Genomic DNA, 13,147 nt, shown 5'->3' on the forward strand with positions numbered 1-13,147 from the left:
ATGTCATTTCTATACCGACTCCCCCTATTCCATTTTGATCATGAACAAGATGCTGTTTTAGATCAGCAATGGAATTTCATTCTCAGTGCCATTAAACTTTCCTCAATTGTTTTTCACAGGGAATTGGAAGGAAAAACAGTATCAGAGCTGACCCATAAACAACGGGTTAAACTTCGAAAATACCTGCTCAGAGGTCGCTATCGTCCTACCCCGTTCGGTAGGTTTGCAGGCGTGGGACTAGGCAGCTGGGCCAAAGAAATAACCTTAGATTTCCCGGTTCAGGCTTCTGAAATTACTCAGGGCCACGCAGATGAAAATAGTAAACCATCCGAATTTCCTGCAGATCCTTTGCATTCCAATTATAAGCTGATTCCTGGAATTCAAATTAAACAAAAGCATTATCATGCCCTTATTTTTGACCATAAAAGCCGTAGCTGGAAAGGATGCAAGCTTCCTGTCAACCCCCTATTTGATGCCCTGCTCAAAACAATGTCCACGGATTCTATAAACTTCACTAAATTCCAACAATTGATTTCTCCCAAGCAGTCTGGTATATCGGGCGAAGAGGCAAAGCTCCTATGGAATCAAGTCCTGTCTTCAGGTTTCCTTTTTCCAGAAAATCCAATCAAAGATCCTACTTCCGGTGTGGATACGGTGGTAAAAAACCGACTCAACTTACCCGAAACCCTAAGGGAACAGCTGCAGCTTTTTACTTCTTCAGTAGGAAGTCTATTTTCAAAGGAAGAAACTCGTTACATCAGGGATTTCAAGAAATTCTTTACCACTCAATTTGATGACAGACATATCCTTTTAAATGAGCTAATGACCCATAATGGCTTTCTGTCGGGCCAATTTTTGCAAGACGATACAGTTGGTAAAGAAGACGATATCATTTCAGCCATTTTGTCAAAGCATACACAGGCTTCTATTGACCTACAGCAGTTCTTTCCAGCTAAGGACCTTGATACCGACATCCACGATGTACAGCTCCTTTTCCGTTTAGATACTATGGGCAATCCTATTATAGAAAATATAGTCTGTAACCGCCCCTTCGTCTATACCGGGAGGTTTAACAGAAACCCTGAAATCAAAACACAAACCCAAAGGATCAAAAACAGAATATTTATAGATCCTGAGGTAATGTATGCCCATGTCCAGCTTCTCGAATCAGCACCGATCCAGCATATCTGCAATGTCGACAACATCTTTGCCTATGAGATCACCCCCTTTGAAGCAAAGGAGCCAAGCCAACTGGCGTTTAATGAACTCTACATTGGGATTCGGGATACCCGTATCCAACTTATCCATAAGCACACTGGCAGGCAGGTAGTCCCTGTTATTTTGCACCCGCTCAACGGTGAACAAATCACCCACCCTATCCTCAGGCTACTTTGGGAGACAGCCCATCAGTGTAGATTCAGATTCCTACCCTACCAGAGTAGTACCCTTTCCCAACTCCCGTATTGCCCACAACTGAATTGGGGGAAAATTTGTCTTCAAAGCAGAAAATGGAAACTGAAAAAGTCCAATGTTCCCAGTCTTTCAGCACTCGGGCAACGACTGGATCAACTACAAATACCACCTCAAGTACTGGCTGGCCATACAGACAGGGAACTTTTGCTAAACCGTTACATCCCCGAAGATCTAAAAATACTCTGGCAGGAGCTTCAACGGGATAAAATGCTTACCCTGAATGATCCGGCATGGTACCCCTCAGGCCTTTTCCATTCCGATGACGGTACCGCTGCCTTTCCACAGTTTGTGTTCCAGCTTTCCAGACCCCAGCCTTCGCACCAACCTTTAAGCTCATTTAATCCTATAACCCATACCCGGAAAAATTGCATTTGCTTTACAAGCACAGTAAACCCTACTGAACTCCCTGAAGCCTTAGAGCGACTAGTCTACTTCATGGGTGAACCTCAGGTCCATTCCCGATCCCCCCTGTGGTTCTATTTACTCTATGGGAAAAACGGAGCCACCGAAATCCGTCTACGGGTGCTGGATATAAATGAAGAAGATAGAAAGGTCCTACTCCTCCTTTTTTCCGAGTTCTTTTTCCAAAATGAACTGAATTGGAAAACAGCTCCTTATTTTCCTGAAACAGCTAAATACGGCGTTAAGGGATTGGAAACTTCGCACCAACTTTTTCACTTGGAATCCCTATTTCTATCCGATAAATCCAGCGGAATGCTTTATCTAAACTATCCGGCAAAGTACAGGGAAGATCTGCTTGTCCAGTTATGGAGAAACATATTTTCACAATCCCCTTATCTCTCCAGCATATTTGAATCGCTTAAATCGGATGTAAAACGCATGCCTTTTGAATCAGTAAAGGAGTATAAATCATCCTTTAACCCGTATAAAACGATGAAAACTTCGGAGTTTAATTCATTTAAATACCTTGAGATAATTACCGGCCATGAACATTTTCATGCCGAAGAAGATTCATCCCTATCCTTGGTTTTCAACCACCTGCACATGATGGTCAATCGGTTTTTTCCTCTGGAAACACTGAATTTTGAACGTAGAATAAAATATAGGCTTTACAGGGAAATTGGAAGAGAAATTTATGCCCATGAACAAGGTGTACAGGCAGAATAGATTCAGGTTAATAGTGAAGCCTCTCAGTTAATTCTTCTGTTTTCAAAAATCCGTCTCACATCTTCCTTATAACTCCTGCTCATGGCTATCCTATCCCCCGAAACAAGCTCACATTCCTCCGGGTAAAGGTTTTTAACTTTTAGAATATTGACTGCATAAGATTGGTGTACTCTAACCATATACCTGTTACGTAGCTTTTTGAGACTTTCCAAAAATGGGGAAGTCAGCACGAATTCACTTCCATCTTCCAGTTTAACTGTGGACTTTTTGTTTTGCTGCTCCATATACAGGATTTCCGACGGCTTGTATACCTGTTGCCTATAACCCAACTTATCCCCCACTACATTATAGTTGTCCTCCATCTCCTTTCTGACCCAATACAGGGAATCCAATTTCTTTTTAGCCTTTTCCAGCACTTCTGCTAGCTCAACAGATTCAGGTGGTTTGGTCAAAAAACCTAATGCATCCACCTTATACCCAGACAAAGCATATTTGGAATGTCCCGAACAGATAATCACCGGAATCCCGGAATCTATCAGCTTTCTGGATAATTCCAATCCACCCAGTTCAGGCATCAGGATATCTGTTATCAGGATGTCCGCCATTCCATCCCGGGCATATTCCAGCCCCACGAGGGGATCAACGGTAGCAAACCCTACCTCAAAACCCGGAAGCATGGAGATTTCTACGGCCAAGAGTTCCAGGACATGCTCCTCATCGTCAATCAGACCAATTTTATACTGTTGTTCCATAGTTTATAGTCAGTAAAAGGGAATAATTTGATTCATCCGATACTACTTTGTTATAAAATCCATCGCCGAATTCATGTCTCAGCACACGAAAAACAGAAGAAGCTCCAAAGCCTGTACGGGGTTTTTCCCTACTGTTTTGAACCTTATTGGTGATGCAAACTGTAAACAGCCAATTTCGGGTAGCTTTTTCCCGGACAAGCTTAAACTTAATCAAACAAGGATGCTCTTTATCGGTATAGTCCGCGTGAAAAAATACATTTTCAACCAAAGTTAGCAGGCATAACTTGGGCATGGGTAACTCCTCTGAGATAGGAGGAACCTCAATAGCTGCATCTAGTGAAAGCTGAGGGAACCGCATGCGTTGAATCTGAAGGTATTCTTCCACTGCTTTTATTTCTTCATTGAGAAAATTAGGCTCTTCAAATTCCTTGAAACTGTACCTGAGCAAAGATGTGAGCTTGGAAAATTCAGCGGCCAGGGAAGGAGAAAGTTTGATGATTTTTGACAGATAAATACTTAATGAATTCAATACAAAATGGGAACTCAGCTGCATGGATCTGTGCATAACCTTCAATTGTTCGTGCTTTATTTCTATTTCATATTTACTCTTACCCAGTTTAAGGATGTTATAAAACGCCCAGACCACGGAAGTTAAAATCAAGAAATTAAATAGCCGGTTAAATTCACCTACGAGAAAACCTTTGGTTAAGGGGAGGGTCCCCAAAAACACATTATGCACCAAAAGCTTTATCCCTACCAATAGGATAAGCAACAACAGAAAGTATATTATCGCCCTAATTCGCCTTTTCAGGATAAAGTACTCGGGAAGGACGAGTTTAAAATAAACTGCGCAGATCAGATATCCCGCTATAAAATGGTACTGAGCCATTAACCAACCGTCAACCTCACCAAATTCTATAAAGGTTGATAGCAAATCAAGCAGCGCGTAACTAAGAAAAATTAGAAAAAGTAAATAGAGTGGCTGTTTGCCAGGCTTGAAAATTAGGTCAATTACACCCAAAACCCTGCTCTTTTCACCTAAACGCCCAGAGTTCAGCTGGGATTTACTAGTTTCCATCGTACAAAAAATTACATCTTATGATCAACAAACAAACAATGGAGGAATGTCAAAAAGCACTGCTCTCCATCCGCAAAATCAGTTATCAGGAAAGTAACAACAATGCCCAAGGCCGCGTGACCGGTAGCTTCTTCAGGGAATGCCGTACCACCATTACTCGTGTATAATTACTACATCCTAACTGGATTGATTAAGAAAGACTTCAACTGAAGTCGCCAGCTGTACCGGAAATTTTGAAGGTAAACCACTATCCAAAAAATAATCCGGCCCTCAAAGACCTGCCTCAAGGCAGGTTCTTTTTTTACACGACCTTTAGCCCAGCTGTTGCCTTGCTAAAAATCCCCATATACTTTTAGACAGCAAATGGAAAAATCCAAAAGCATTTGAGTTTATTGTTTTGCAGCTTCATCCACCAATACAGCTTGATTCCGGCAGACATATCAACCTACTGCAAACATAACCACCTGATCATTAACTGGAAGAATCACGCTTCTATGAAATGACTAGTGCAAAAATGTATATGTGCTTTAGAGTAACTAAGTTAATCATTATAACTTAGTATGCAATACTACCTCCCCAATTCCTGACTTTTTACAAAGAACTAATCCACTAACCGTGAAACAATTACGAGTGCACCCCCGAAAACCGGACTTATCTCCCAAGCCATGAATTACCCTAAAAAACAGTTCAAATAGGAAGAAAGATGACCAATTGCCTGCAAGTTTCACCGATAACCCTACCATGTTCGCCAAATTCTTGCTTTTGAAATCTGATTCTCCCGACATTTATCATAGTACAAAAGAGAATAGACAAGCAGGTTTACTTATTGATTTACAGATTATTAAATCAGAATACAAACGTATAAAAACCTAGTATTCAAACCAGCCATCACGGATTATACCCAACAAAATGGACTTACTCTCAAAATTACCTTCGGCACTCCTCATTCTACTCTGGATCTATACCGGGCTGGACAAAGTCTTGCGTTGGGAGGCAAGTAAAAACGCTTTTCACAATCAGACCTTTCCTGTAGAGCTGGCAGATGTATTGGCCTATGCAGTACCAATCACTGAGTTGCTGATTGCCTTACTCCTACTCTTTTCAGTTACTAGATGGTGGGGACACCTCGCAAGTATCCTCCTCCTCACTGTCTTCACTACCTATGTGGGACTGATCTGGGTAGGGGCTTTTCCCAGAGTCCCCTGCAACTGCGCAGGGATTCTAGAAAGTCTGGGCTGGTTAGAGCACTTGATTCTAAACTTACTATTCATCGCATTGGCAGTAGTCGGACTCAAGCAGTCCCAAAACAAAAAGCCCGAGGCAGTTGCCCCAGGCCTTTAACAAGTTGTTAAGCTTTAACTAGTGCAGAAACATTAATTTCTGCGCAACAAATTTAAACTAAAATTCTAATAATCTATACATAACCACAAGAAAATTAGAACAATAAAGGGCGACGGTGCTGAACCCGCCGCCCACAGCCCACAAATTCTAAAGCACGGGCTGCAAAAAATACCAAAAAGACAAAACCTAGTACCACAAGTCAAAGGAAATTAAATCATTAGTACCGTACTGCTTCTTCCTAACGCAGGGAGCTGGAAGACCTGCAAACACTCGGCAGTACAGGGATCCGAACCGATTCCCAAAACCGGGACTACCCGGACGGTTCACAGACTGAACCGGAGTTCTTGGGTGGCTTCCTCATGGAGGATGATGCCCTCGGAAGGAACTCCTGATCAGTGGAACTGAATACAACCATGTTCAACCGGGAGGCAACTCCCTTAACCAACACGATTATGAAATCAATAACAAAAATGCTCCCTGCACTGGGATTAGTATTCGGGGCAACTCTGGCTATGGCCATGAATTTCGCAGATCCCTCCAATGCCAATGATCCTAAATTCGGATCGGCAAATGGTGAGGTTTATAATGTAACCACCCGGACTATGGGGCCGGGAGCGCTACAGTACCAATGCAATCTTTCGCAAAGCGATTGCCTCTATGAGGATTCTGATTTGATCACTCCTATTCCTAGCAGTGAAGGTCAGTTTGTTCCGGGTAGTGGTCTGACTCCAATTGAGGATTAATTCAATAAACAGCCATTGGATTGTTTCCAATGGCTGTTTCATTCTTTTATAGGGCTTCATTTCTTTCTTGTTCATTCAATGGAATTTCCAGGAAGTAATTTTCGGGTGAAGTTCCGAGATCATAGGTAACTCCCTCAACTACCCGAGGAGCAACCCCGGACCAATTTTGATCTTTCAAGAACCTTCGCATATCGGTCCATCTCAGGATTCCACGGTAGATCATTTCTTTTCTTCTTTCCTCTAATACTATTTTTAAAACAGACCCCACATTTTCAGCCGTGTAAGGGATAAACGTATCCTCATAAAACCTTGATTCAAGAAGGATATTAAGCGTTTGAAGTGCCTCTTCTTCCCTTTCCTTACGTGCAAGTGCCTCAGCTTTTATGAGATAAAGTTCCCCGGTGGTGATCCCCGCAAACACCAGATATTCCCCTGAGAAATTACCCGCAAAATTCACTCTTCCCAGTTGATCAGGAGCTGTAAAATAGAGGTATTTACGGATATCATTTTCGTCATAGGAATCATAAACCACCTGATTTACAAATGTTAAATTCGAATACATGTAGCTTTGGGAACCAGCTAAGATATGAAGTACGACTTCTTCATTAAATCTCGGTATGGGATAAGTATAGAGTGTAATGGGAAGATTCGACAAATACGAATTTGAATTCAAATTCATGAGATCAGATTTGATCGAAAGCGCTTGATTGGCAAAATTGAGCGCTTGATCGTATCCACCGAGCTGAAGGTAAATCCTTGCCAACAAGCCATAACTGGCCACCTTGGATGGGCGTAGGGCATCCACAGGAACTTCCGGCAGTAAATCCAGCGCCTTAATCAAATCTTCGATGATTTGATCATATACTTCCCCGACTGTTGATTTGCCTTTTGGTGCTGAAAAATCAGGCGTAAGCATCAGGGGAACTCCATCTTTCCCAAGATCTGCCTGAGAAATCAGAGGATGGGTAAAGATCTGAAGCAACTCAAAATAATTTTGGGATCTGAGATAAAGCGCAGCCCCTTTTATTCTATCCAGTTGGGATTTTTCAGCTTCATTGGCGGGAGTTATTTTTTCAGCTTCTTCCAGCACCACATTAAACTTGAAGATATTCCCATAAGCAAAAGACCAGGTTGGCATTGATCCCTGAGCATCACTCAGCTGCCTTTTCCACAGGTATCCATCCCTAATATTATCCGGTAAAGCCAACAAGCCATCATCCGTAATGAAGATATCGTCGGATAGTATCAACCCGAAACTATCTGAGATATTCACCCCATCTACTGCATTTAGAATACTTTGCAAGTCTTCAACAGATTTAGGAACTACAATAGTTTTGGAAGGTTTTTCATCCAGAAATCCCGAACAAGATGCAAAGGAAAACCCAAAGATTATCACTAGTAGTATGTTAAGTTTATACGTTCTCATGTTTGTAGTATTTAGATAGTTTGATCTGAAGCTGTGTCGGTTAGCAATCTTCATATCAGTAATTAAAAATTGACTCTAAGCCCAAAAGCGATACTCCTGGCCGGGGGAATATTCTGAAAGTCCGGGTCGATATCGTGTTCGGTTTTCTTCCAGATTATCCCAAGGTTATTGACATAACTGTAAAGTTCAGCGTTGAAAAAAGGTAACCATGGGTGTGTACCTCTATCAAGTCTATAAGCCAGGCGGATATCCTGAAGGCGTATATGATCACCTCTTTCGGCTAAGACTTCGGCGTTGTTATAAATGAATTGTCTGTTGGCATTGACTCTCAGGTCTGCAGGTAAACCGGGGATGGAAGTGGTTACTTCGTCACCAGCGTTCTGCCATCTCGTATCGAAATCAGCATGTGTTATTCTACCATTGAGCAAAGCGGAATAGTCAACCGAGTTTCGTCGGAAGTAGTACCCCAATCGATAGGAAACATTCACTGACAGGCTGATGCCTTTGTAGGAAAGCGTATTCCGAAGGGCACCAAAAGAAGTTGGTCTTGTAGACCCATGAAAAATTAAGTCTTCGGGACTAGTTCCCCTTCTGATTCCCCGATAATCGGTACTGGGTTCGTCGTCAAGAATTCCTCTGGGTTGCCCGGTATCTGGATCGAGTCCCCCCCATGGAAAGCTGTATAATCCAAAAAGCGGATTGCCAGTGACCGGAACAGTAAATAGACCCGAGACCATTTGATCGACTTGGGGTTGGATTTCATAGTCAGTTACTTCTTCCTTGAGGTGGCTAATAAAGAAATTGACATCCCATTGGATTGCTCTTTGAAGAGGCCGTGCATTAAGGGCAATGTCAAAGCCTTTGGTTTGGGTACTGGCAAAATTCCCTCTGAAGATACTCTCACCCAAGGAAGGCGCCACCGGGATATCTCCAATGAGATCAATCCCATCTTTGATGTAGAATTCGATAGACCCATCCACTACATCATTTTTGAGGCTAAAATCCAGCGCTGTATTCCACATCTTCACGCGCTCCCATCTCAGGTCAGGGTTGGGTGGATTCTGGATAACCGCTGCCCGTTCACCCGGGTTTTGGGAAAAAGAGGCGGTGATGAAATAATTAGCCGTAGTAAATGCCGAGGTGGACCTGTCCACGTTTCCATTGTATCCGAAAGTAGATCTAAGCTTCAGGTAAGGAAGGAACCCTGATTGAAAGAAATTCTCTTCCGATAGCACCCATCCCAAACCTGCTGACCAGAGCGGCACAGCCCTCATATTGGTATTGACCCCAAAGAGGTTTGAGGCATCCCTTCTGGCACTTGCCGATACGATATACTTTTTTTGATAACTATATGAGGCATTGGCGAATAAGGAAATAAACCGGTCAATGGTACCTGAATGGCTGTCCCCTCTTGGAATGGTTGAGGAGGAATTGGGATTAATCTGAAATCTGGTTTGGTAATCAACCGGTAGGCTTAACCCAAAATCATCATCGTAACCATAAAAAAGGGACCCGGTGGACAGGGTTGAAACGTCCTTCATTTCCCCACCAACAATACCATTGAGTTGGTGCACTCCATTCCAACTTGGGCTGAAGGTTAACTGCCCTCTTAAATAATTTCCGGTTGACTTTGTTAACCGTTGATTTAAAGTTCCTCCTAAGGGCACTGGGTAAGATGGGGATCCCGCATCATCAAATTGTGTGAATCGATTGATCAACCAACGCACATCATAACTATCACTTGGTTTCACCAGCCGGGTTTCTCCTGTATTGTTCCAATATTGATGCAGTAAACTCGCCTTTATCCAAGGGGTAATCCGGTATGCCAACGTAGTATTCAACCGAAGGTCAAGTTGGTCTCCCCTATCCGAGATTAACCCGATTTCATTGAGGGGAACAAAGCTGCCGTCCAAGAAGCCTTGTTCCGGAAGAGCAGAAACATAACGCGTATTGAAATCCCGGATTACCGGCAAAGGATTTCCCGATTCATCGACGAGTCTTTCATAAGGCCCCATGTCCGGTAGGGTATTGCCAGTTTGGCGGCTGGATTGTACCAGCGAAACGGAACTTCCTATTTCCAATTTATCCTTTAGAAGTTTCCAGTCATTTTGGGAATTCAGGGTAAACCTTCGGTCTTGGTTTCCCGGGATTTCGTGCAGGTTGAAATCGGTACCCAAAGAAATATTGTAGCGATGTTTTGCTGATCCCCCATTGATATTGAGACTATACTGTTGATTTTGGGAGGGTCTATAGAAATGGCTTAATAGCTGTTCCCTACTGTCATATGTATTGTAAGCTTCCAGGAAATTGTTTTTCTCCTGTTCGGTAATCTGGCCTTCCCTAAATGCCAACATAGCCTCTACTCCCGGAGAAAGAGGCGGTCGTGCTGACTGGTTAATTCTGCTGTTGTATGAGCCATTGTCAAAGAGTTGTTGCTCAACAGCAATAAAATCACCAATAGCCATCTGCGGTCTTGCAAAAAGGTCTGGCTTCTCTGTTATGTTGATATTGGCATTGAGGCTAATATTCATAGGACTGTTGAAGGCCCCTGACTTTGTTTTGATCACAATGACACCGTTGCCGGACCTAGCTCCCCAAATAGAGGCTGAAGCCGCATCACGGAGCACAGTGATGCTTTCCACATCGTTGGGATTGATGTTTTCCAGGGGTCCATCGTAAGGAAAATTGTCTATGACGATGAGGGGTTGAGTCTCAGCGAACAGGGTGCTTCTTCCCCGGATACTTATCGCATCATTACTGGATCTATTTCCCCTGTTGAAAATGAGACTGGGAGTAACATCCTCTAATCTGTCAAGTAGATTGGTGCTGACTTTCCGGTTAATCAGCTCCTTATCCACAGAAACATAGGAACCTGTTGCCCGCTCCTTGGGGATCTGTTGATACCCGGTGGACAAGACAGTGACCTGATCCATGTCGGTTATAGCGTTTTGGAGATACAGTATCCCGTCTTCCATTGCCTGGAGTTCGGATGCTGTCAACTCCACTGTTTCAAAACCTATAAAAGACACGACCAGCACGGAATTGGGAACTAGTCCAGACAATTCAAAGCGGCCATTTTGATCTGAAATGGCAGTCTTTGTCCCTTCTTTTTCTTTGATTACTGCTCCGGCAAGCGGGGTATTCCCTTCTAAAGAGAACACTTGGGCGACAATGTCAACCTGGTTTTGCTGAGCCCAGACGGCTCCCAGCAAAAAGGTCAATAGAATGGTGAGGTATGTTGTTTTCATCATATTTTAGCTTTTAAAATCCAACGCAGCCCACCAAGGGCAAACTGCGCTGCATCCTGTTTATTTGGATTGGTTGGGTTTTGATTCTGCATTGATGGACTCCAGGTAGTGGATTAGCTCCTCACTTAAATCAGGGATATTCCCGATATTTTGGACAGTTCCATCCTTGTCCACCACCATGAAGGTTGGGAAGTAGCGGATGTTGTAATACTCCATAAAAGGATGAGGTGGCCCAGGAGCATTGAGGTTTAGACTTTCTTCGGTGGAATAGTTGCCTGATTCAATGTTGTTGTTCCATCTTTCCGGAAGTCTATCATGAGATATGTACACAAATTCAATGTCTTCATCTTCGGTAAAGTACTGTTCGGTTGGCTTAATGAGCGATTGATATGCATTGGAGGAAAACTGACAACCGGGAAGCCAGAAGCTAATAAGTAGCGTTTTACCCTGAAGTGAGTTGAGCGAGATTTCATTGCCTTGTCGATCAACCAGCGGGATCTCAGAAATCGTCTGGCCTATGCCTTGGGCCGAATAAAGCCTGTTGATCTCCTCCTTTACCCAAGGCGTTTGAATCTGATCCAATGCCAATTCAAATTGCCTGTTGCTATTCTTAAACAGACGGTAATTTTTAATGATGTAGATGGCATAGACCTGGTCATGGACTTCCTGCGGCAGGTGACCCAAAAGATGCCGGAAGGGCTCTTTGGAAAGTGCCGACTCAATGGCAAGTTTCTGGTAGATATACTCAGGAAAATAAGCAGAGTGCTTTGCTGCTGCAGGTATAGGAATATTTTTGCCCAGGATCTTTTCCTGAAAGAATTCCCGATGGGAACTGTCTTCCATGTAATAGGTGCTGAATTTGAAAACCTGGTCAAAATGCAGTCTGCCTATCAGGTCAGCCCGGAGGATTTCAAGGAAATCTTCCCCTACTTTTCCCTGATAGAAATCCAGGATATCAAATCCCGGATGGGAACTGATGTCCATGGAGAATATATTTTCCAAATGGCTTAAGCCAACCGGCCCGGGACTGACAAACTCCATTTTCCTACGAATGGAAGACTGCTGATTTTTTATATTGAGAATAGAAAGGGAATCTTCCGTGCTATAGCCCCAGTAATCTGAATCCCCTGTAAACATGGTAGGATTCTGATCGTAGCGGTAATTTTCATAGGCATTGGCGAGTTCGTATTGAACCCTAAATTTCTCCGCAGCAGGACCGGAGAAAAGCATACGGGCATTAACAAAATCCAATCTGATACGAACGCTGTCACCCGGCTCGACCAGGAATCTATCCAAATAGGTAAACTTATTGAACCTGAGACTGAGTCTGCCATAGCCACTGATGGGTTTGGATTCCCATTGTCCCCGCATCGTAGCCCTGGAACCATCGTACATGGTGCCTTGACTTAGTTCAAGTTGGGCTACCTCAGGAAGCGGAAGATCATTCTCATTGAGGTAGGGATCCCAAAGCTGGAATAGCAGGGAATCAACAGACTCGATTCTCTTGGTTTCCACATAGACCACCACCGGGGCAGCTTCCCCCAAAGAGGCAGAAGAGCGAAAGCTCTCCTGCCCTGGGAATCCAGACTGATAAACCAAATCCTTGTCTGGGGGTGAATCCGCACCTTTACTTTGTGCTGTGAGTGTGCTTCCGTATAGGCATAGCGATGCCAGGAAGCATGTGAATAGATGTTTTTTCATGCTTTTACGATTTTAAGCTGGAAGACCGGAGACGGGAGACGGAAGCTTGTCTCGCTAAGCGGATTCGAAGCGGGTTAGCTCCTTTACGCAAGGATGGAAGTGGGAAGTCAGAAAGCTCAAGGATGAAAGCTGAAAGTAGATCTTCAAACTCTTGACTTTAGCTTCTTGGCTCTAACTTCTTAACTCTTGGCTCTAACCTCTTGATACCTGCTACTAGCTACTTGTTACTTATCACAAGACATAGTTTTTCCACCTTA

Annotated in this window: 9 protein-coding genes; 4 read left to right on the top strand and 5 right to left on the bottom strand. The window is 43.4% G+C overall.

The annotated features are described in order from the left end of the window. Positions 1-2,601: a lantibiotic dehydratase gene (locus tag LV83_RS16180; protein ID WP_111612604.1), complete on the top strand. Its 2,601-nt coding sequence runs from the start codon at positions 1-3 to the stop codon at positions 2,599-2,601. A gap of 23 nt (positions 2,602-2,624) precedes the next feature. Here the strand turns inward: LV83_RS16180 and LV83_RS16185 are convergent, their stop codons facing one another. Together LV83_RS16185 and LV83_RS16190 are read right to left on the bottom strand one after the other, a co-directional pair. Continuing rightward, positions 2,625-3,353, bottom strand: a complete 729-nt coding sequence (locus LV83_RS16185) for a LytR/AlgR family response regulator transcription factor (protein WP_111612605.1) — start codon at positions 3,351-3,353, stop codon at positions 2,625-2,627. Further along, positions 3,337-4,431, bottom strand: coding sequence for a histidine kinase (locus LV83_RS16190; protein ID WP_111612606.1), 1,095 nt, complete (start codon positions 4,429-4,431; stop codon positions 3,337-3,339). Before LV83_RS16190 ends, LV83_RS16185 begins: the two co-directional genes overlap by 17 nt. Before the next feature lie 20 nt (positions 4,432-4,451). Here LV83_RS16190 and LV83_RS21425 point away from each other — a divergent pair, with 20 nt between their 5' ends. The 3 genes from LV83_RS21425 to LV83_RS16200 all read left to right on the top strand — a co-directional run bounded on the left by LV83_RS21425 (position 4,452) and on the right by LV83_RS16200 (position 6,515). Further along, on the top strand, positions 4,452-4,598 hold the full coding sequence (locus LV83_RS21425) for a hypothetical protein (protein ID WP_158530603.1): 147 nt from the start codon (positions 4,452-4,454) through the stop codon (positions 4,596-4,598). A gap of 742 nt (positions 4,599-5,340) precedes the next feature. Next, positions 5,341-5,772, top strand: coding sequence for a MauE/DoxX family redox-associated membrane protein (locus tag LV83_RS16195; RefSeq protein ID WP_111612607.1), 432 nt, complete (start codon positions 5,341-5,343; stop codon positions 5,770-5,772). Positions 5,773-6,224: 452 nt separating this feature from the next. Next, the gene (locus LV83_RS16200) at positions 6,225-6,515 is read left to right on the top strand and encodes a hypothetical protein (protein ID WP_146613740.1); all 291 of its coding nucleotides are present in this window, start codon (positions 6,225-6,227) and stop codon (positions 6,513-6,515) included. Positions 6,516-6,561: 46 nt separating this feature from the next. Here LV83_RS16200 and LV83_RS16205 read toward each other — a convergent pair whose 3' ends face one another. From LV83_RS16205 to LV83_RS16215, 3 genes are all read right to left on the bottom strand, one after another. Then, the gene (locus LV83_RS16205) at positions 6,562-7,941 is read right to left on the bottom strand and encodes a RagB/SusD family nutrient uptake outer membrane protein (protein WP_158530605.1); all 1,380 of its coding nucleotides are present in this window, start codon (positions 7,939-7,941) and stop codon (positions 6,562-6,564) included. A 62-nt stretch (positions 7,942-8,003) separates the two neighbouring features. Beyond that, on the bottom strand, positions 8,004-11,192 hold the full coding sequence (locus tag LV83_RS16210; RefSeq protein ID WP_111612610.1) for a SusC/RagA family TonB-linked outer membrane protein: 3,189 nt from the start codon (positions 11,190-11,192) through the stop codon (positions 8,004-8,006). Positions 11,193-11,249: 57 nt separating this feature from the next. After that, entirely contained in the window at positions 11,250-12,890 is a 1,641-nt protein-coding gene (locus tag LV83_RS16215; protein ID WP_111612611.1) for a TlpA family protein disulfide reductase, read from the bottom strand. Positions 12,891-13,147 lie beyond the last annotated feature (257 nt).

The sequence above is a fragment of the Algoriphagus yeomjeoni genome (assembly GCF_003259505.1).
In the GTDB taxonomy this organism is placed as follows: Bacteria; Bacteroidota; Bacteroidia; order Cytophagales; family Cyclobacteriaceae; genus Algoriphagus; species Algoriphagus yeomjeoni.